Source organism: Stenotrophomonas sp. GSD10 (assembly GCF_056172695.1).
Genome location: NZ_JAOCMC010000002.1, coordinates 3,658,876 through 3,679,123, shown reverse-complemented (window position 1 = coordinate 3,679,123; position 20,248 = coordinate 3,658,876). Strand labels below are relative to the sequence as shown.

Genomic DNA, 20,248 nt, shown 5'->3' with positions numbered 1-20,248 from the left:
CTACGACAGTGCAGGCGCTGTCGTGACGGAAATGGTGGGCGCCGACCAGCTTCTCACTCGTGCACAGGAGATCGGTTGGCGGCCCGTCGAGGACCCGATGGGATCTGGTGCGGGTTGCCACCTATTCGAAGAGGCTTCGTACAATCTTCGGCGAGGCATTCACTGGTATGCGAATGCTTACGATGACACTGACGAAATGCTTCCCCTTGGCTTTCCTGAGGTCGCGCTGATAGCGGGCCGAGAGCGGCAGCGACGGCGCGATGCGGCAGCGGATAGACGCTTCAAGCGCACACAGCAGGAGACTGCCAAGCGGGCGCGGGAGAAGGCAAGGCGAAGTCTCGAGAGGCTTGCGGAAGACCTGCTGCGTAATCCACCTGCCGATGGCCCTGAGCTTAGAACAATGGCCCAGGCGAGACGCGCGGCCCGCGATCTAGTGAACGACACTATCGCCCACCTGAGTGGCCCTAGGTAGGATGTCGGAAGCTGGGGAAGCCACAGGCTGGAGACCGCATCGGAGCAGCGTATGAGTACGACCCGATATTTCATGAATCAGGAGGCGGAAGCTGCTTGGCGGAAGCTGACGGCATCTGCGGAGTATGCGCTGTGCTTGGAATCCCTGAAGGGAAAAGATCGCAGGCCCGGGATGTGGGCGGGGACGCTGGAGGATTGGATTGGCGGTGCGGTGATGCACGGTCTCGCAGAACTGGAGCCATTCGAAAAGATGACATCCAAACAGCGGCAGGAAGCCTCAAAGAGGATGGTCGCCCATTGCGAGGCTCTCAGGGAACTGCTCATACCGTTCTACGACGAGAAGAGCGGCCTAGATTGGCCCTTTCAGCCCGATCTGGACCTGGCTGCGCTCAACAGCGCGATCAACTACCAGGCTGCCCATCCGGATGATTTCGAAGCTCTTGACGAAGATGAAAGAGAGGACTCGTTCAACCGAATTCGGTTCTCCATCTATCACGGGATCAAGATGGACCTAGGGCTTGTCTTTGATGCGATTCACAATGGCGCGCTTCGACTGGCCGAATTGGAAAGCGAGGTAAAGAAGCCGAACGACCCCAACGTAAAGAGGCTGCGCTTTATCCGGCGAGTGACTAGCAAGTTCATGAGGGAGTTTGGTACGCCACACAGAGCGCTGGTGCTCGCGCTAACCTCGGTGTTCTTTAGCACTGAGGACTTGGACGAGGCTGCCATTTCCAAGCTGGCTCCTGTCTCGAAGAGGGCGTAGGCCGGCGACACTGAATCAGAATCGAAGTTCCTGATTCTGATTCAGCTGAGCCAAATCCGTAAATTGAAGGTTTGACGGCATGTCCCCTTAGGTCTCGCATCCATAAATTTCGACTCACCCGCCGCGCATAGCGGCCACACGGTGCAGTCAATGGATACGTATGGACATCGGGACTTCCGGCCCTTCATTCCGGAATGCGCGAAGGTAGGAATCGGTCGCTCCAAGGCATATGAGCTGGCAAAGGCTGGTCTGCTCGAGACAGTCAGCATCGGCACGCGTCGATTCGTCTACCTCGATAGCCTTTACACACTACCCGCACGGCTCGCTGCGGCCTCCACGGAGGTCGCGGCGTGAACATGTTCAATTTTTCCTGCCTTAATCGGGAGCAGTCGGCTCTTCTGGATGCGGCTGGGTGGACGGCTGGCTGCGCTCGTCCAGCCCCTACGCGGCGCGCCGTCGGGGAACTGGTAGAGCGTGGGCTCATTGAGGCTTACCCCGCCACGCATGAGGACGACCACGGATCGTACAAGGTGGTCGAGTACTACGTCCCGCAAGACGTTCAGCGCGCCTGGCAGACATTGAGCGCCTCAAGGGAACAGGAGATTGAGCCAGACGACCGGGAGGAGGTGCAGCTATGACGGAGAACGCTATTGGTCAGCTTGTGCCACACGCGTCATCTGGCCTCCTTGTCAGTCTTTCCACCGGAAGGATCTTTGAGCCGGATGGATTAGAGGTAGGGATCCAGACTTCGGACACCTATGTGAGGGTGATACGGCGCCAGTCAGAAGCCCGTACCCGCGTGACTTGGTACGCGCACCGACTGGTTTGGGAAGCCGCTCACGGACCCATCCCCGAGGGCATGCAGATCGATCATCTCGACTCCAATGCGGGCAACAACGCGCTGTCCAATCTAGATTTGGTGACCCCCAGGAGAACCGCGCCAGGCAGGCTAATAGGAGTCTGGCGCTGTACGGCTGTAGATCACCGTACTGCAAATTGTCGCCTGACCAAGTCAGCGCAATACGCGACAGCACGGAGAGCATCCCGTCAAAGGTCTGGGTCAAGCGGCTCGGGATATCTCTCCGCACGGTGAACCAAGTTCGTAGCGGACAGACCTGGGCGCACCTCCCTGGCTCGCGCGCCGCGAAGGCACGTCGCAAGAAGCCCTAGTCGGGCTCATACCTATGCCCTTGGGGGTGTATGCACAGCACAAGTGAGGACCGCGCGCAGCGGTCTCCAGGGCGCAGCGCCAGCTACGGTCAGGCGCAACCCAGGAAGAACACAGAAAGGCGACGGCAGAAGCAAGTAGGGCGGTCCAAGGGCGCGCCATTCCTGATGCTTGAGCACAGGATTTCCGACTCGCCGGAGTTTGGTCAATTGTCCGGTAATGCCGTCAAGCTTCTGCTGGAGCTAGCCCGCCAATACCGACCAGGCAAGAACGGCGATTTGAGCATCCCGTGGTCGATGCTCTCCCTTAGGGGATGGAGAAGCAAGGCGACTGTTCAAGCAGCGAAGCTCGAGCTTCTAGTTGCTGGCTGGATCATCGAGACGAGGAAGGGGGCAAGAACATGTGCAGCCTTTTCGCGCTGACCTACTACCCCGTCGATGAGTCTCCCAAGCACCTCGAGCCAGCTACGACCGTCGCGCCCCATTTGTGGAGGACTCAGCGCGATGGCTAGTCGCTATGTGGGCCAACTAGGTCGCTATATGGGCCAACTGCAGAGCGCGTTAGCCCACATACAGACCTATGAGGTCGCTATCTGGGCCAGTCGAACGGTTATCCACACCCATTCGAGGTCGCTATGTGTACTCCCTTTTAGATATCTACCAAGCGGAGCGTGCTCTTCCCTGCTTCCAATGCTCCTGAAGCCTTGCTCTAGGGAGGGCGCCCCTTGAACGGTCGAGCACAGTTCAAAGCTAGCCTAAAGCAGGTGCAAGCGCCGGAGATTCCAGGGCTGTCAAAGCCTTGGCTGGAAGGATCAATTAACGTGGATCGAGCTTCCAAGGCACTTGCCGCTGCGTTCGGGTGCGGGCCATGCATGTCGCTGCCAATGCAAGCGACTTGGGTGGAGGTTCTGGTTGATGAAGACGGCTCAGCTGATCCAGCGGGGCTAGCCATTCACACCAGGGGGCGAGTAGTTCAGGACGCTCGGGGATATCTGCCCAAAAGTACACGGGCACGGACAGCCGCTCTACGCTCCTTCAGACCTGAAGACCGGCAAGCAGCTGAGGACTTCGATCAAGTTGCGAACATGCGTGCGGACGCGTGCGCCACGCGTGTTCGACGCGTGCGGCGCTGGGAGAACCACCGTTTTGCTGGAGCGTTGCTAATCCCAACTGTGAGGCCGGTGAAGCCAGTGCTGCTGGCATTGTCCGACGCGTCGCTTGATGGCCCGCTTGAGGCATGGCTGATGGTCTACGCGGCACAGAGGATGGAGCTATGGCCCAAGGTTGAGCTCTATCTGACCGTAATGGGGCATACAGCCGAAGTGGCAAGGGCGGCGGCGGCCAAGCTTCTCGGCGTCGGGCGCAGCTACAAGGACGGCGCGCGCAGTTCCGGAGTTCGAGAGGCTACCTATCGGAAGCAAGTTTCTACCGTCGAGGCCATTCTCTGGGACTGGCTCGAGCGGGCCAGCTATGCGCTGCTTGAAGAACTCGGCGAGAGCACAGGATGGGATGTAGGCGTAGGAAGGATGTTGAACGTGGCGGCGAATGGGTAACCAGTAAACCCAGCCCTTTCCCCTGGGTTCTTTGTCCAAAGCGCATTTGCCCGGGAGCGATTTACACCCGCCAAACGCCATAAGTAATAGGGGCTCTACTACCCAAGGGCGGGCTCCTGGGCGGCGTCATCGAGTGGTGGCGCCGCCCACTCCCATCCGGCGTAAGAGACGCCCTAGAAACACAGGAAGCAAATGAACTCCTACATTAACAATTTCTTCGGCAGGGTCACGCCGAGATGGCAAGGTCTGTCCGAGAAGGACCAAGGCGCGGTTGCCCGCCAGAGCTTGCTATCCGCTGGACTCGCCATGCTTCGGCCGACCGGAGGCAACTTTGGCGCCGCCTTGGCAAATGGCATTCAAGGCGGGCTTCTCTCAGCCAACCAAGGCGTGAGCGACGCCGAGAACGCCCGCTACAAGGACGAAATCCTCGCTCGGACTCGCCAGGGCATGCTGCGGAACGCGGCTATCGAAGAGGCTCAGCGAGGCGTACTTAACCCTGACGGATCGCTCAATGAGGGCTCATGGAGTCAGTGGGCAAGTGTCGATCCCGTTGGCGCCCAGGAGTTCCGGCAGAAGGCGAGTCCGAAGGCGAAATGGGAGCCGGGCCAGATCGGCTATCGCGACCCGAAGACGGGTAAAGAGGGGTTGCTGGATGTCATCCGCAACACCGAAACCCAAGAGTACCGGGATCTCCAAGGCAACATCATCAGTGAAGGCCTGCTTGGCTCAGGAGCCGCTGCACCGCAGTTGCCGAGTGCAGGTCTTCTGTCGCCGGATGCAGCACGGCTGCAAATGCCCAGCGGGGGCTGCTGGGTACCGACCTCATTCCAGGCTTGGAGCAGGCGGTGATGCAGGTTGAGTCAGGCGGCAACCCGGCTGCCGTGTCGAGCAAGGGTGCGGTCGGCACCATGCAGACCATGCCTGGCACACTGCGGGATCCGGGGTATGGCGTTGTTCCGGCCCGCGATCAGTCCCCGGCAGAGCAGGAGCGTGTAGGCAAGGACTATCTTGGCGCCATGCTTCGCCAGTACGCAGACCCGCGTGCCGCGCTGGCTGCGTACAACTGGGGCCCAGGCAATGTCGATAACGCCCTGCGTGCAGCGGGCGGAAACGTTGACGCCATGCTCGCATCTGCTCCAGCAGAGACTCGGGCATATGTCCCCAAGGTGCTTGCGCAGGCAGGCCAGGCGAGGCCGACGAGAACTGCTGGTCTGGAGGTTGGTTTCAGACCCGATCGTTCGGCTCGTCAGGCGGAGCGTCAAGCTCCGTCTGGCTACCGCTTTAGCGCCGATGGCTCACAGCTAGAAGCTATCCCTGGGGGACCCGCAGATCGAAAGAACAATCCTGCCCCCGGAGATCTGGCTCAGGCGGAGCAAGCGCTGCGGAAAGAGTTCATCGCTCAGATTAAGGTCCCTCAGACGGTGGTCAACTCTTACGAGCAGATCGCGCAGGCCGCCAAGAATCCGTCTGCGCAGAACGATCTTGCGTTGATCTTTTCTTACATGCGCATGCTTGATCCCACTTCGGTGGTTCGCGAGGGCGAGTTCGCGAATGCTCAGAACGCTGCTGGCGTTCCGGACCGCATCCGCAACGAGTACAACAGGCTCCGAGATGGTCAGCGGCTGAACCCTGAGCAGCGAACTGGATTTGTTAACTCCGCCAAGGGGCTGCACGACCAGGCAAAGTCTCAGATCGACGCTTATCGAGAGCAGTACTCGGGCCTGGCGCGGGAATACAACTACGCGCCGGAGCGTGTAGTGGGTAGTTCCACTGCATCTGGTGGTGCAGCAGCACGCGGCGCCTCCTCAGTTCCCCCAGCGGCGGTGGACTTCCTTCGGAAGAACCCCAACATGCGTGCCGCCTTCGAGCAGAAGTACGGCGTTAGCGCAGAGGACTACTTGAGGTAGCCAATGGAAAGAAATCCATTTGATCAGTTTGATGCCCCATCGGTACCTTCTCCGACCGGGCAGAACGTCTTTGACCAGTTCGACCAGCCCGATGAGATCGTGACGCTCCCGGCCGTACAGGCCGCCAAGCCTGATTTCAGCGAGGTAACGACCAGCTTGGATAGCACCGCCGAGTTGCCAGGCAACGCCATAGGTCGATGGCTGGGCCAGTACGGCGGGCGCCAAGTCCTTCAAGGCGCTGGCGGCCTTCTCGGTGCCGTTGGCGGTGACGCTTTCAATCACTATGTCGTGGATCCGATTCGCCGCCGCCTGCACGAACCTACGGAAGAGGATATCGCTACGGGGCGGGACAGCTTCGTTCCGACTGCCCCGTATCGCCAGGTCGGCGAGCAGATTGCAGATGAGTTGGGCATGCAGCGGCCCCAGACAAAGGCGCAGCGCATTGTTTCAGACATCGGCGAAGGGCTGACCGGCACCGCACTCACCTTGGGCGCGGGCTCAGCGGCTAGCGGTGGCAGAGGGCTTGTCCAGACTGCCGGCGAGTTCTTTGCCGCAAATCCTGTCCTGCAGACCGCTGCCACTGTGGCAGGCACAGGCGCAAGCTCAGCCGTTCGTGAGGCGGGTGGTGGTACTGGTGCACAGGTAGCCGCTGGGCTGGCTGGTGGCTTCGCCCCGGGCGTCGCCTCGGCGCTTCCTGGCATGCGTAGCGGCTTCGTTCCTCAGGCTGTCGCGGATGTTACCCGTGGAGCGCTGAGGGGCCACAATGCTTCGGGTGAGCGCGTGACCGCCCAGGACGTGGAGAGGGCGATTTCCGATTTCGCGGCAGCAGGTACTTCACCGAGCGTGGGCCAGGCAACGGGCGGCCGGTTTGCCCAGGCTACAGAGACCATGTTGGGCAACGTTGCTGGAGGCGCTGGTCCGATTGCGCGTCTTGCGCGCAACCAGGCTGACAACGCCAACGCGGCGATTGGTCACTATGCGGCGGAACTCTCTCCACGTGGCCGAGCCATGAGTCCGGAGCAGGCAGGACGTACCATCTTAGAGGGAATTGAGGGCAAGAGCGCTGCCGCCTTCGTCCCCAAGACAGCCAAAAGGGCGGAGGAGCTTTACGGTCGAGTCTCGAAGCAAATTGCACCGGATGCACGGGTGCCTGTGGAGAACACGCAGAGGGCGCTGGCCGATCTGAACGCCTCCATCGAAGGTGCCCCCAACGTTGCGCGTCTATTCCAGAACGCCCGCATTCGAGGAATCGGCGGTGCATTGGAAGAGGATATCAGCGGGATGGAGGCAGCACTGCAGCGCCCGGATGTACAGCGCCAAGCAGAGCAGCTGAAACAGCAGCTTGAGGGGCAGGCGCAGCGGGCTGCTGCGGAGAACGCGCGCCTTCAGTCACTGGGGATGCGTGGCTCGCTTCCCGTTCTGACGCCTCAGCAGATCGACGAGCAGGTTGTGACCGCCATATCTGGAATGGCCGACAACCAACTGCCGTATCAGGCGCTTACCAAGCTTCGCACGCTGGTTGGGCGGGAGCTTGATAACTACTCCTTGGCTGACAGTGTTCCCAGGGACAAGTGGAAAACGCTCTATGGGGCACTTACGAAGGATATGGAGGCCGCCGCCACGACACCCGAAGCGCGGCAGGCTTGGAGTCGGGCAAACGCCTACTACGCGGCGCGTAGCAATCGAATCGACGCCGTGGCGCATGTGGTGGATAAGAGCGGCGGACCGGAGGCTGTTTACAAAGCGGCGTTTGGCAACACCCGAGAGGGTGCGACCACGTTGCGAGCGGTGATGCAGTCGTTGCCAAAGGACGCCCAGCGTGAAGTATCGGCGTCCTTCATTCGCCGCATGGGTCGGGCCACCGGCAGTCAGCAGAATGCGGACAGTGACGTCTTCAGTATGGAGACGTTCCTCACCAACTGGGCGAACATGAGCCCTGAGGCGAAGCGGGTGCTGTTTGACCGTCATGGCCTCGGTTTCCGGCAGGACATGGACAGGATCGCCAGGATGTCGGATCGAATTCGGCAGGGAAGTTCGGTGTTCCGAAATCCATCAGGATCCGCTCGCCTGATCTCCTTGATAACTCAGTCGGCTGGTACTGCGAGCAGTGCCGGTAGCGCATTGGTGGCGGGTAGTCCGCTGCTGGCTGCAGGGATTGTCTCAGGCTCGATGGCGCTGGCTGGTGGCTTGAATGGATTGGCCCGCCTTATGACCAGCCCCGGCTTCGTGCGCTGGGTTGCGCAGAACGGCGAGAAGCCAATTGGTGAGCTGATACCGCAAGCGCGTTTGCTGCGGGAAATTGCAGAGCGGGAAGACAACCCGGATCTGGATGCGTTTGCAGATCGGCTTGAGGCTACGAGGCCACAGCGAAGCCCGTAAAGGCGAGCACTACCAAGCCCGCCAGTAGAACGGGGACTGCGATCAGCAAGCTGGCAAAGGCAAGGCCGTATAGGCCACCCTTCCGTCCATCAGAAACTCGGTCGCTTTCCAGCGGCTGTGGCAGGGGATAGCTCGTCTTTTTCCAGGCGTCCATTTCCCGTCCATCGGAGAGGTGTGGGGTCAGGATACACCTGGCCCCGCTGCCCAAACACTTAAAAATGAATGGGCCCGGCAGGCGCCCAAGGAGTATGTAATGGCAGGTTCAAGAGTTCCGGCGTTTTTTGTAGGGGCGCGCAATCGCTTTGTTAACGGGGCGGTGCCGGGAAACGTCTTTGATGCACGTGGCAACTATATGGGCAACGGCGGCAGGGCGGCCATCGCCACCGGCCTCAAGTTGCTCGCAAACGCGTTTGTTCCCGGAACCGGTTTGCTGGTGGACCGAGGGCTATCCGGCTGGGTGAACCGAGGGGCTGACTACGGTATCGGTGGCCCAGTCATGGAGCAGGTTGATATCCCGGGTGCTCCCTTGTCGAGCCGAGCATTCACTGCGCCCACGCCTTCGCAGATGACAACGCAGAACCTGGGCCTCGGCGCGCAGCGTCCTGGCGGCAGCTGGTATGGCTACACGGGCGGAGCTGGCTCTATGGGGAGCTTCGGCAACACCCAGTTTGGCAATGGCATGGCAAGCGTAGGCAAATGGGCTCCGCAGAGTGCATGGGGCCAGCAGGTGGCAGCACCCACCGGATCGAATCTTGGGTTCGGCAACAATGTAGGCGCACTGACAGGTGGCGGCGGGGGCGAAGGCCGAAGTGGCTCGTCAATGGGCGGCAACCGAATGGGCGGGATTATCGGCGGCCGACTGGCGGGTGATTCGATGCTCGACGTTCAGCGCCGATGGGCAAACAAGTAACCATAGCGGAGATGGGCCATGACTATTCCCCTGTCACCTGCAGCGGTGAAGGGCATTGCCGCAGTGATGCTTCGAGCCAACGTCGGTCAACGTGTCTACCTGGGCGGTTTGGACGTCACCGAGATGGCCGCCAGGTTCCTCCAGCGACACGTCGAGGAGGTCGGTCTGGACGCAGCGGACAAGAGCTTCCGAAGGCATGGGCTCACATTGGTAACAACTGAAAACAATAGGTGAAGGCTATGGCATTCAAGCCAGGACAATCGGGCAACCCGAGCGGCCGGCCCAAGGTGGATTTTGAGGTGCGTCAGTTGGCGCGGGAGTACGGCCAGGAGGCCATTGAGAAGCTGGTGACCATCATGCGGGGCGATAACGCTGCTCTCGCCAAGGCGGCCAGCGAGGCATTGCTGGATCGTGGCTATGGCAAGCCGGTCCAGTCAGTCGGGGTAGACCCTGATTCTGAGCCGGTCCGAGCCATCACGGTGCAGCTGGTAGCTATGACAGCTGACAATGAGCCGGAGGGCGCTCGTGGCTGATGACCGAGAGGCAATCTCTACTTCAGAAGCGGATAGCTCCCAAGAGTCCTGGGACGGTGTGACCTACGAGGTCTTCGCTGCCGAACGACAATGCCTGCCTGAGGATTTCGAAGGCAGGATGCAAGTGGCTACCGCTGCGATTGGCGCCCCTTGGAGGGCGTACGATCTACATGACGGGCGGTGCCCGATCCTATTGGGTGGCAACTGCCAATGCGGGCTGGTGAGCTATTTCAGCAATGGACGCTGGATTGCAGGGGTCGACATGTTCCATTCGGTCCAAGACATCTTCCGACTGCACTAGCCTTACTTCCGGGTCTCCTTGCAGACGTACATGTCCCACTCCTTCTCGTACCGGCAGCCAACGCCACACTCATAGCTTCCGACGTCTTCCGATTGGTTCTCGGATGCCAGTTGCCTCAGTGCGCCAATTGATGCGCTTTGGCACTGTTCGAATGACTCGTAGCGGCCGTAAATCGCCCTGGAGGCGTCTTCGGCCGCCAAGGACCTTCCAGGAGGGTAGACAAAGGCGGTCCATGTGTCGGGGTGCTTAGAGCAGCCCCCAAGCGCGACGAGAATGGGAAGCGCGAGGAGTCGTAGTCTGGGCATGGCCGGATCCTTGGCGTTGAGGGGGCAGCGTAGCAGCGCCCACAACGAGGCATTGCTCACACTTGAACGCAGGGCTCGGGCAGGCTGCACTGCAAGTGGCTCGGCTGCAGCTGCCTCAACCGGCTGCTTAGTGGCCTTGAGGGGAGTCCCTAAGTGTGGAGCTCGCCAGCCGACCAATGGCTGGATTGGGCACCGGCCTTCTAAGCCGTCGGTTACAGGTTCGATTTCTGTCGGCCGCGCCATTAAAATCAATGGCTTGCTTGAATTTAACGTTAAATTTCAGGTGGTTGCGGAATTTGCTCCGGAATTCGCACGCAACCCAAGGGGCAGCAGTTGGGATCAAGTTCCCCCGCGCCCAGCCGTTGACTTGTGTATGGATTGTGAAACAATCCGCCCAACGGAGGGGGTGAAGGATGCACCATATTTATAAGTACGCGGCTCGCTACATCGGGCTGCTTGCGGTTCTGGCATTCGTGTCGTTTGGCCTGGGCGTTTGGCTAACGGCCTACCAAAGCCAGTTCTTCAAGGGGGCGGAGCTGCTGATGTACACGGCGGGTCTGTTCTCTATTCTGCTTGTCCGACGTCAACTTTGGGCGCAGGAGCAGCAGAATGGTCGTTCATTGCAACAGCTGATTGATGATCACAAGTGGAAGACACACTGCTCCTATCACCAGCATTTCCCGTCTGTTCCGCCTGAGAGCGTCAGACTGGATGCGTACAAGGTGGCCGAGGAGATTGGCTTCCTGTCTGCGTTCAATGATCGCGGCACCTCGATCTCCGAAGCCGTGAAACAGAAGATTTTGGAGAAGCCGGACGCGTGGAAGGTGTTCAGGTCGTATCTGGACTACTTCGAAGAGTTCTGCGGAGCGATCAACGCAGGGTTGGTGGACGAGGGCTACGCGTATTCCCTCCAGGGAACGCGAGTTGTCCGGAACTTCACAGTCTTTGAACCGCTGATCAAACACTATCAGTCGGGAGCTCCTACCGCTTATGTGGAGCTGACGAAGGTCGCAGTGAGGTGGAAGGTTCAGATGAACGTAGTTGAGATGCAGAACGTGTCGGCTATGGGTATCGGTAACAACGGGACCACAAAGCTGAACGGGCCAGTTGCTGCCTGAACTTTGGTCATTTGTTGCCGGTCTCAAATGGATGTAAGCTTCGTTCGTCAACTGGAGAATGTGTGATGCGTGACACCACTAGCTTCTAAGTCGGTAGTCCCTTCCCTTGAATTGAAGAGCTAAGGGCGGCCTCTGGGCCGCCCTTAGTCTTTTTGACCCTTCGACCGATATCGCTACCAGCATCGCCTACCGTTGGTAGGGAATGGTCATAGACGTGCATCATGGCGTCGGTCTAGTGAACACTGGCTTCCTTCTTGCCCCCTTTGGTATCGGTCACGCCGTGATGCTTCAGGCTGTGAAGGTGGAAAGCTCGTCCAGGCTAGTGAACCCAGTCCGTCACTACATTACGCGCCTGCATCTGGCGCAGAAGAATCTGACACCTACAATTACGCCAAAGGCTTCGAGATCGATGCAGCACAAGGGTGTTCGAGTCCTATTCCTCCGGTGGGCGAAATGGGCAACGTCCTGAGCTAGCCTGAGAGGCGCCACCTCAACGTAGGGCGCGGTCATGAAAGAGAACAATAGCCCGGTGCCGTTTGAGCTCAGAGCGATAAACGCAGCTGCTGTCGGGGAACTCCTGGGACTGACGCCTCGATCCGTCTTGGAGACGGTGGCGTGTCGCCCAGACTTCCCGGTACGCCTGACCATGCGCCCGGCCACGTGGGTAGCCGGGGAGGTGTTGAAGTGGCGAGAGACTAACCGATACGGTCAGCGAGCTCGTCGGCACGGCAGGCCTTAAGTCAGGTTGCGCAGGTGCTACCGTTGGGGAGCGGTCCTCAAGCCCTTGCAGACCGTGACGTAACGGTGACGTCACTCGCGCCGCTGAAAGCGGAAGGCGACTGATGGATCGAGCTACCGCCTCGGTTAGCCGCTCGACCGACATCCAACGCGTTCGCCATGCTTGGGCAATGCGTTCGCATGGCGATTCCGACGCGTTCGCACTGACTACTCCCCTTGCCAATAGGGCCAAAGGTGTTATGTAGGCGATGAGGGAGCGACACGCGCTGGGCATGTGGGCATGTGGGCAGGCGGCGGACCTAGGTCGGCGCCCCGATCTGATCTGTGAGCAGCGCGAGCGCTTGCTGCAGGGCCGCCATGTAGATGGCACCACCATCTCTGGCGTGCTTCTCTGCAATCCCTGGAAGCAACTGCGTCCAGACACGGCAAAGCTCTTCCGGTCTGGGATGGGTGATTACCGCTGCACGAAGTCCGTACTCGAACGCCTTCAGGTAGCCGCGATGGGCCTCCAAGGACGTCTCGCAGGTTTCAAGGCGTTGCAGTATTTCGGTGATTGCTTCTGACATTCGCGTCTCTAGACAGATGGCTGAGCAGCGTAGATAGTCGGCGCAGGCCAACCGACCTGTCCAATGAGCATCCTCAACGTCCTCCTCACTCGTGACCATCTCGTCGTTGCGGTGGATACCCTGGCCGAGGATGCCCTAACCGGGGCTCATTCCGTCGGGGCGAAGCTCTTGCTGATCCCTCAGCACAACTTGGTGCTGGCAACGCGCGGTTCTACCCAGTTCTTCCTGCACATCTATGAGCTGGCGCTGCAAGCCAGTTTCCGTGCGGACTTCACGATGGAGCAGCTTTCAGCTGAGCTGGGGTTGGTGGTGGACCAACTATGGCCGAACTACGAGAAGGCAGCAGCCGAGGCCGGCCTGCCACGTGAGCAGCTGGGAACCGAGTTGATGCTGGGTGGCTGGTCGCCGAAGAACGGCCGGATGATGGCGACGGCGTATGCCAAGAGCGACAGTCAGCGTCCCTGCGTGGTCCAGCCCATCGGGGGCCAGCTGGCGGCGCCAGGCGAACCGCTGCAGGCTGTGACGCCGAGCATGGCTCAGGTCGATCTGGTGGCCCACGCACGGCTGCAGGCCAACTATCTCAATGAACAGATGGGCCGGAAGGTGGCCGGCGGGAGTGTGCTGGCTGGGTTTTTGCAGAAGGGGCAAGCGGTGGTGAAGGACCTAGGGTCTATCTGATGGAACCGGCAGGCCGGGCATCTATGGCCAATCCCCCAAAGTTGCAATTGCGGCCGTTCAGGCTCAAGCTCCGCGCGAGATCGAACTCCAAAGGAACGTATGTCTACGGAAGGACTGCCCATTAGCCAATGGCCTAGCCACGTGCCATATCAGTGTCCGCCTTCAGATGCCATACCGCCAGACGGGGAGGTCTTTCGTCTCGTCGGAGCGATTCCCGCCACGGCCGAAGACATGAAGTGCGCGATGGAGCAAGGCACTTTCCCACGAAAGGACCCGTGCCTGCGCGCGGCGTTGTCTTGTTCGCGCACCCCTGATTACTTGGAGGACCTTCGGGCGTCTGTTCCCCGGTTGAAAGCTCACCTGATCGCTGTTGCGACGCTAGATCACACCCATGGGGTGATTAAGCAGACGGGAGTTGCGGGGCATCATTCTCTGTGGCTGTTTGCGGGAATCCTTCCTACCGCACATCAGCTATTTGGGGCTCACCCATGAACCGCAATTGGACACTCGGACAAGGTTCCCTACCCCCGAGCATTCGATTCGAGGTTGTATCGGTGCTTGCAGAATACGAAGGGCCTCAGATTCTCTTGTCGAGAATTAATGGGCAAGAGTGCTTGGGAGTGGCAGCCGACGAAGACAGTGTGGCAATCAGATGGCTGTTTTCGCCGGTATCGACGGTAGAGCTGTTGGCGCTGGCCGGCGGCCACTGCTCAACTTACTCGGCGATGGTGAAGGACGGGATCTCAGTCCTAGATCTGGATGACAGCTTTGTGGTGAAGGGTGTTTGGGAGGTAACGGTAGACCAGCTCTCCGCAGACATCCTCCCTGATCCTGGGAGTAAATTGCCCAGAGGCGCGAGAGCGTTGCTATCCGAGATGTACCCTCCAGTAGCTTCGCCTAGGCTTACCTTGGGGAGAGCAAGTAGTCACGAGCCTCTCAGTTTCAGATTAATGTCCGGCGTTCTGAGTACATTCCAGCGGCTGTGGACGACTCTGGCTCAATCTATAGAAGGTGACTCAGTCACCAATCGAGGGCGTTGGAGCAATACGTTGGAGGAGCGCGCCACATTGCACTTTTCACGGGCGATGCCTGGCTCTTTACGAATTGAAATGCAGGCTGGTGACCAATCGCTGCATGAAAGCGTGTCTGACCTGTTTTCCATCATGCTCAGTGCTTCCGACACCCCCGAAGTTCTGGATACGTTGAATCTGCTGCTCTCAGTAGGGCCGCGTGCAAATGCTCGTTTGATTGAGCTTCTGAAGCTTGTGCAGAAGTCAGGTATCGAGCTGCTTAATGAGAGCCGATCTGGTGGCGCTTACCTGAGCCCGTCAATAGCAACTCGCGTATTGCAGGCGGGAAGGTTTGAGGAAACTAGGACATCAGTGATGGAGGCCGCTTCTGGATTCTTCTTGGCCTTTAGTGAATCGGATGCGGAGTTCGAGTTCTATGACGAGGTGCGGGACGCGGTTCTGGAAGGAACAGTAGATGCTCGAGTCATTAGCGCTCGCGATGCCGTGACGGTTGGTCAAGGAGGTTCTTATGCAATCGTAGTTGAGAGGGTTACTCGCCAGCTCTCTGCATCAAGGTATGAGGTTAAATTCACCCTTCGCGATATCATTGACTCCACCGCGTTGAGCTGAATTTTTTGAAGATAGTGTATGCGTGGCTGTAGCCATCCGTCCTGCAGTTCCTGAGGGCGCGTTGACGCGAGAGGTGTTGAGATCAGTGGTGACCGTCTCCCCTGGTTCTCCTCTTGGTCGGCGCTAACAGTTCTGCGATCCTCTGCTCGGCCGAGCCGGGGGAAAGGGCTGCTTGGGGAATTCTTGGTGCTCCAGGCAGCATTGCTGCAACCTGCCTCGACCGTCTCCACCAATCTTCCAAGTCTGCGGGATGAATCCGATCCGACTTGGCACTAGCTCCTAGCCGGACAGCAGTGAGTTGGCCTGCAGCAATGGCTCTGCGAATGGTCTTAGGCGAGCAGGAGCTTAGGTCTGCCGCCTCTGCCAGTGTCATCAGCCGGACAGGCAGGTCCACTAGCGTTTTCCTCTGCGCTGGTCATAGCGCCGCAGTCGGGCCAGCGCTTCCTCCATCTGTGGTGAGGTAGGGACTAAGGTGGCGCCCGTTGTCGCGCGGGATTTCCAGTTGTCGGAGTTTTCGATTGCTCTGTACAGCTCATTCTTCTCATAGAGCTGCTTGCCCATGAAGTTTCTAGGCACAAGGCCGAGATCAGGGGCGTTCCTTCGAAACTGACGGGACGACACGCCGCAGTAATGGGCTGCCTCGTCAACGGTGAGCCAGTCTTTTCCACGGATGTCGAAACGAAGGATCGCCAATTGCTGACGCAGGGCTTTGATCTCGTCCTGCAGGGAGATATCGGGTTCAGAGGTGTCCATCTGGATCTGATCCTGCGTGCCTACCTGCACCCTGCCACAGTACGAGCTAGGTCTGAACCCCGTAGATCAACCAACCTTATTTCAGACCCACACCACGATAGGGAGGGGCGTCAGCCTCTCCCCATGCCGGCGCAATGCCGGCTCCCTACTGACTAGGCGCCTATCGTGTATTTGAACTACCAACCTATCGCTTCGAGCGTCTAACCGTGTCATTTGGCTGACCGGCAGCAACTGCCAAAGACCACGCCAGTTTCGGGGCTTTACTCTTGGGGCCATTGCCAAGCAACAGGGCAACTGATCTGCCGGCCTTCCGGATCGACCACTGGATCGGGCAGCCTGGAGTGGGTGAAGTGTGTGTTGGTGATGCGGCGATGGAAGTGGGCGTGGGCCAAGAGCGCCCCTGTCGGTCGATTCTTTGTCGTTAAGATGCCGACACCTTTGCCTCTAGAACGGACAATGCGCAACGCTTCAGCTAAGTCTGAATCATTCGAGACAACGACAGCGCAATCATAGAGGTCGGCCCACGCATCGTTGACGAGGTGAACAGCTAGATTGACGTCTGAGCCCTTCTCGCTACGTTCAATCACCTCAACCGTCCTAGGGCCGACAGAGCCAGCCACCCAGCCTGCAATTGGCCTGCGGCGGCGCTCTGATCTGAATTGACCAAAGTGCACCGAGAGGTTCTGCGTATGAGCCTCGAGGGCTCTCAAATACGCGTCTTGGCGCGTCGGCCCATCTGGGTCGTTGTCTTCCGCGCTAATTCGCGCAGTGAAGTAGCGCACCCCAATCACATCATTTTCTGCCCGAAGTGCGCCTCGGCACATTGCCTGGATATCGAGCCAGCGCAGTGAGCGGTCCTGCTTCAGACCAGAGTTGTAGAGGTTGAAGCCGTCGACATACACGTAGGTTCGCAAGCCATCTCCCCCAGAAAAGGCAAGGGCTCCACTAGGGAGCCCTGCGACCGCGCGCCGAAGCGCCCGGCGGTGTGACTGGAATTGTGCCAACTCCGGTAGCGCCGGTCAACTATAGGGTAAGTGTCTGCCAGATGCGGGGCGGCAGGCCTCGGGGAAGTGAGGCGAATGGTGAGTTGCATCAAAGAAGTCTCTTGATTTAAATCATATAAATCAATTAGTTATGTAATCTTTTCGGTTGCTGGTGGGCCACCAGCGCCGCCACCGCCGCCAGCCTTCAACGCCACGCTCACACCTGCAGCGCCACGCTCAGGCCTCTGCACGGAGGCTCGCCATGGCACCTACCATCCGCATCGCCTCGCTTTCCGACCTTCCGCAGGTGGCTGCACTCTTCAACGAGTACCGGCAGTTCTACGAACAGCCTGCCGATCTTGAACTGGCAACCACCTTCATGCGCGAGCGGTTGCAGAGCGGCGATTCACTGCTGCTTGTAATCGATACCGAAGACCACGGAATCGTCGGCTTTACCCAGCTGTACCCACTGTTCGATTCCGTAAGTGCACAGCGCAGTTTCATTCTTTATGACCTGTACATCGCGAAATCGGCGCGCCGCCAGGGCCTGGCCCGCGCCCTGATGATTGCAGCGACAGACGAGGCACGTCGGCGGGGTGCCGGCCGGTTGGAACTGCAGACCGGCCGCAGCAATCTACCTGCCCAGCGGCTCTATGAAGGCCTGGGTTGGCAGCGCGACGATGCATTCTTCGTCTACGCGATTCACCCGTAAAGAACGCTGGGCGCCGGGCCTCTGCGGCAAAGCCAGCTTGACAGTCCGCCCGCCAACATGGACCTTGCCCACCATGACTATCGATATCGAATCGCTCAGCCTGCGCGAGCTGGGCGCCTTGGTGGCGGCCGCCGAACAGCGCAAGGCCCTGATCACCACCCGTCGCCCGGCCGCAGCGGTGCGCCGCCTGTTGAAGGCCGCCGCAGCCGAAGCCGGTTACACCATCGAAGAACTCTTCGGCGATGAGGCTGCCGAAGACGCCGCACCCGCGCGCAGACCCGCCCGTCGTAAATCCGGCAAAGTCGCCCCCAAGTACCGCGATCCGGAATACAAGCGTCTGACCTGGAGCGGCCGCGGGCGCATGCCGCGCTGGTTGGCGGCCAAGGTGTCCAAGGGCCACAAGGTCACCGATTTCCTGATTCCCGGTCTGGCCAGGCCGACGGCAGGCAAGACCAGCACCATCGGCAAGCGCACCGTCATCAAGAAAGCCTGAAGCCTGCATTCCGCTCCGCATGCGACGTGGGGCCGACTGCGTTCGCACCCGCACCTGAATCGATCTAAGATGCGCCCATCGATCCAGCACGGGAGCGCACGGCATGGCGTTGGGTACGTGGATGATGGTCGCCTGCATGGCGGCGGCAGAGGCAACGGGAGCGCAGGCCGCGCCGGCAGTCACCTCGGGTAATCCAATTCTGCAGGGCTGGTATGCCGACCCGGAAGCAGCGGTATTCGGAAACCGCTATTGGATATTCCCGACCACTTCGGCGGACTACGACGCGCAGACCACCTTCGATGCGTTTTCTTCGCCCGATCTGCTGCACTGGACCAAGCATGCTGACGTACTGAACGCCGGGGCGGTACCGTGGGCCAGGCGCGCGATGTGGGCGCCTTCGGTGGTGGAGAACAAGGGGAAGTACTACTTCTTCTTCGCCGCCAACGATATCCAGAATGATGGCGAGCTCGGCGGCATCGGCGTGGCCGTGGCCGATCACCCGCAAGGGCCGTACAAGGACCTGCTCGGCAAGCCGCTGGTGGGCGCGTTCCACAACGGCGCACAGCCCATCGACCAGTTTGTCTTCCGCGATGACGACGGCGCCTGGTACATGATCTACGGCGGCTGGAAGCACGCCAACATCGTGCGCCTGAAGGACGATTTCAGCGGTGTGCTGCCGCTGGCCGATGGCACGTTGTTCAAGGAGATCACGCCGGCACCGGAGTACGTCGAGGGCCCGCTGATGTTCAAGCGCGGTGGGCACTACTACTTCATGTGGTCCGAAGGCGGTTGGGGTGGGCCGGATTACTCGGTGGCCTACGCCATCGCCGATGCACCCACCGGGCCCTTCAAGCGCATCGGCAAGGTGTTGCAGCAGGACTCTGCCATCGCCACCAGTGCCGGCCACAACTCGGTGATCCAGGTGCCGGGCAGCGACCGCTGGTACATCGTCTACCATCGCCGGCCGCTGGGAGACCGCGCGCGCGACCATCGGCAGACCGCCATCGAACGCCTGCAGTTCGATGCGCAGGGGCATATCCTGCCGGTGAAGATCACCCACGAGGGTGTACCGGCCGATCCGCTGCGCTGAGCCGGAACGGGGCCAACCGCGCTACCCTGCGCGGGTCCTCACCGAAGGGAGTCAGCGCATGGCAGACAACGGCAACATGACGATCACACCCAGGGCCTTGTACATCGCGGGCGCGGTGGGTGTGCTGATCAGCGTACTGGCGTGGTCGGTGGAATGGAGCGGGCTGGCCTATGTCTGCCCGTACTGCCGCGTGCAGCGCACGGTCATCGGCGTGCTGGGCGTGCTGCTGCTGTTCGCGCGGCCTGGCCGCATCGTGGTGCCGTGGCTTGCCTACACGTGCGGCGGTTTCGCCTTCGTGGTGGCAGCGATGCAGCACTTCAACGGCTGGAAGCGCATTTCTGCCGGAGAATTCAGCCTCAATGCGCAGTGGTACATCGACCCATGGCTGCTGTCCGGCTGCGCGATGCTGATCCTGGTGGCGCAGCTGATGCTGGTGCAGGCGGCTTGCCGACGCCCGCTGCATTCCCGGATGGAGATCCGCTGATGCGCAGTCCCTGCCTGTTGCTGGTGCTCTTCCTTCTTCCCGGCGCTGCGGTCGCTGCGTCCGACGACCCTGCTTCGCCCAGGCGCCCATCGGTGGAAACGCTGCAGCGCCTGATCGTGGACAAGGCGCCGCAGACACGCGTGGAAACGCCGGACAGCGAACGCATCACCGCGCGCCGCATCGATATCGTCGACGAGCAGGGCGTGATCCGCATGACGTTGTCCGGCAAGACACCGGCGCCGATCATCGACGGTATCCAGTACAAGCGCGCCTTCAACGTGGCCGGCATGGTGCTGTACGACGACAAGGGCAGCGAGCGCGGCGGCTTCGGCACCGCCGATGTCGACGGTGGCATGGCGGTGCTGGCGCTGGATCATCCGGCCATGGATGCGATCGGGTGGCGGGTGTCGCCCGACGGGCAGGTGAGCTTTTCGATCAACCAGGCGCCGAAGCAGATCCGCGAGCCGGCGCTCGACAACAAGCTGATTCCCGGCGTGCAGGCACCGACCCGCATCGGCCTGGTGGTCGGCGCCGATGGCACGCCGGCCATTGCGCTGAACGACAAGGCCGACCGCACCCGCCTGCGCCTGACGGTCACCGCCGAAGGCTATGGCGCGATCGAATTCCTTGATGCGCAGGGCAAGGTGATCCACACCTTGGCACCGGAGGCAGAGCTGCGCCGCTGATACGGTGGCAGGGCCGGT

Annotated in this window: 22 protein-coding genes; 18 read left to right on the top strand and 4 right to left on the bottom strand. The window is 60.3% G+C overall.

Annotated elements, in window-relative coordinates:
* Window positions 1-523 precede the first annotated feature (523 nt).
* The 11 genes from N4G47_RS17180 to N4G47_RS17130 all read left to right on the top strand — a co-directional run bounded on the left by N4G47_RS17180 (window position 524) and on the right by N4G47_RS17130 (window position 11,407).
* Window positions 524-1,234, top strand: a complete 711-nt coding sequence (locus N4G47_RS17180; protein ID WP_475289021.1) for a hypothetical protein — start codon at window positions 524-526, stop codon at window positions 1,232-1,234.
* 350 nt (window positions 1,235-1,584) lie between these two features.
* Window positions 1,585-1,872 (top strand): hypothetical protein, encoded by a 288-nt coding sequence (locus N4G47_RS17175; protein WP_475289019.1) that lies wholly within the window; start codon window positions 1,585-1,587, stop codon window positions 1,870-1,872.
* Complete coding sequence (locus N4G47_RS17170; protein ID WP_475289017.1) at window positions 1,869-2,327, top strand: HNH endonuclease signature motif containing protein; 459 nt, start codon at window positions 1,869-1,871, stop codon at window positions 2,325-2,327. Before N4G47_RS17175 ends, N4G47_RS17170 begins: the two co-directional genes overlap by 4 nt.
* A 1,255-nt stretch (window positions 2,328-3,582) precedes the next feature.
* On the top strand, window positions 3,583-3,954 hold the full coding sequence (locus tag N4G47_RS17165; protein WP_475289015.1) for a hypothetical protein: 372 nt from the start codon (window positions 3,583-3,585) through the stop codon (window positions 3,952-3,954).
* Window positions 3,955-4,146: 192 nt separating this feature from the next.
* Window positions 4,147-4,803, top strand: a complete 657-nt coding sequence (locus tag N4G47_RS17160) for a hypothetical protein (protein WP_475289013.1) — start codon at window positions 4,147-4,149, stop codon at window positions 4,801-4,803.
* Window positions 4,803-5,861 (top strand): lytic transglycosylase domain-containing protein, encoded by a 1,059-nt coding sequence (locus tag N4G47_RS17155; protein WP_475289968.1) that lies wholly within the window; start codon window positions 4,803-4,805, stop codon window positions 5,859-5,861. The genes N4G47_RS17160 and N4G47_RS17155 overlap by 1 nt, the downstream gene beginning before the upstream one ends.
* 3 nt (window positions 5,862-5,864) lie before the next feature.
* The gene (locus tag N4G47_RS17150) at window positions 5,865-8,240 is read left to right on the top strand and encodes a TrbL/VirB6 family protein (protein ID WP_475289011.1); all 2,376 of its coding nucleotides are present in this window, start codon (window positions 5,865-5,867) and stop codon (window positions 8,238-8,240) included.
* Window positions 8,241-8,493: 253 nt separating this feature from the next.
* Window positions 8,494-9,150 (top strand): hypothetical protein, encoded by a 657-nt coding sequence (locus tag N4G47_RS17145; RefSeq protein WP_475289009.1) that lies wholly within the window; start codon window positions 8,494-8,496, stop codon window positions 9,148-9,150.
* An 18-nt stretch (window positions 9,151-9,168) separates the two neighbouring features.
* Window positions 9,169-9,384, top strand: coding sequence for a hypothetical protein (locus N4G47_RS17140; RefSeq protein WP_475289007.1), 216 nt, complete (start codon window positions 9,169-9,171; stop codon window positions 9,382-9,384).
* Between the two features lie 5 nt (window positions 9,385-9,389).
* The gene (locus N4G47_RS17135) at window positions 9,390-9,683 is read left to right on the top strand and encodes a DUF5681 domain-containing protein (protein ID WP_475289005.1); all 294 of its coding nucleotides are present in this window, start codon (window positions 9,390-9,392) and stop codon (window positions 9,681-9,683) included.
* 1,019 nt (window positions 9,684-10,702) lie between these two features.
* Complete coding sequence (locus N4G47_RS17130) at window positions 10,703-11,407, top strand: DUF4760 domain-containing protein (protein WP_475289003.1); 705 nt, start codon at window positions 10,703-10,705, stop codon at window positions 11,405-11,407.
* 1,037 nt (window positions 11,408-12,444) lie between these two features.
* On the opposite strand, the gene N4G47_RS17125 is transcribed toward N4G47_RS17130, so the two are convergent.
* On the bottom strand, window positions 12,445-12,711 hold the full coding sequence (locus N4G47_RS17125; protein ID WP_475289001.1) for a hypothetical protein: 267 nt from the start codon (window positions 12,709-12,711) through the stop codon (window positions 12,445-12,447).
* A gap of 63 nt (window positions 12,712-12,774) precedes the next feature.
* On the opposite strand from N4G47_RS17125, the gene N4G47_RS17120 reads away from it, so the two are divergent.
* Window positions 12,775-13,389: a hypothetical protein gene (locus N4G47_RS17120; protein ID WP_475288999.1), complete on the top strand. Its 615-nt coding sequence runs from the start codon at window positions 12,775-12,777 to the stop codon at window positions 13,387-13,389.
* 620 nt (window positions 13,390-14,009) lie between these two features.
* Window positions 14,010-15,029 carry a hypothetical protein gene (locus tag N4G47_RS17115; RefSeq protein WP_475288997.1) on the top strand — a complete coding sequence of 340 codons (1,020 nt, stop codon included), beginning with the start codon at window positions 14,010-14,012 and terminating at the stop codon, window positions 15,027-15,029.
* An 82-nt stretch (window positions 15,030-15,111) separates the two neighbouring features.
* Here N4G47_RS17115 and N4G47_RS17110 read toward each other — a convergent pair whose 3' ends face one another.
* The 3 genes from N4G47_RS17110 to N4G47_RS17100 form a co-directional block, all read right to left on the bottom strand.
* On the bottom strand, window positions 15,112-15,402 hold the full coding sequence (locus tag N4G47_RS17110; protein WP_475289967.1) for a helix-turn-helix domain-containing protein: 291 nt from the start codon (window positions 15,400-15,402) through the stop codon (window positions 15,112-15,114).
* Window positions 15,403-15,422: 20 nt separating this feature from the next.
* Complete coding sequence (locus tag N4G47_RS17105; RefSeq protein ID WP_475288995.1) at window positions 15,423-15,782, bottom strand: hypothetical protein; 360 nt, start codon at window positions 15,780-15,782, stop codon at window positions 15,423-15,425.
* Window positions 15,783-16,042: 260 nt separating this feature from the next.
* Complete coding sequence (locus tag N4G47_RS17100; RefSeq protein WP_475288992.1) at window positions 16,043-16,696, bottom strand: NYN domain-containing protein; 654 nt, start codon at window positions 16,694-16,696, stop codon at window positions 16,043-16,045.
* Window positions 16,697-17,027: 331 nt separating this feature from the next.
* Between N4G47_RS17100 and N4G47_RS17095 the strand changes: the two genes are divergently transcribed.
* The 5 genes from N4G47_RS17095 to N4G47_RS17075 all read left to right on the top strand — a co-directional run bounded on the left by N4G47_RS17095 (window position 17,028) and on the right by N4G47_RS17075 (window position 20,230).
* A complete protein-coding gene (locus N4G47_RS17095) occupies window positions 17,028-17,477 on the top strand; it encodes an N-acetyltransferase family protein (protein ID WP_475288989.1) in 450 nt (149 codons plus the stop codon).
* Between the two features lie 73 nt (window positions 17,478-17,550).
* Window positions 17,551-17,970: an H-NS histone family protein gene (locus N4G47_RS17090; RefSeq protein ID WP_475288987.1), complete on the top strand. Its 420-nt coding sequence runs from the start codon at window positions 17,551-17,553 to the stop codon at window positions 17,968-17,970.
* 103 nt (window positions 17,971-18,073) lie between these two features.
* Entirely contained in the window at window positions 18,074-19,060 is a 987-nt protein-coding gene (locus tag N4G47_RS17085; RefSeq protein WP_475288985.1) for a glycoside hydrolase family 43 protein, read from the top strand.
* Between the two features lie 58 nt (window positions 19,061-19,118).
* Window positions 19,119-19,544, top strand: coding sequence for a hypothetical protein (locus N4G47_RS17080; protein ID WP_475288983.1), 426 nt, complete (start codon window positions 19,119-19,121; stop codon window positions 19,542-19,544).
* Window positions 19,541-20,230, top strand: a complete 690-nt coding sequence (locus tag N4G47_RS17075) for a hypothetical protein (protein WP_475289966.1) — start codon at window positions 19,541-19,543, stop codon at window positions 20,228-20,230. The genes N4G47_RS17080 and N4G47_RS17075 overlap by 4 nt, the downstream gene beginning before the upstream one ends.
* Window positions 20,231-20,248: the final 18 nt, after the last annotated feature.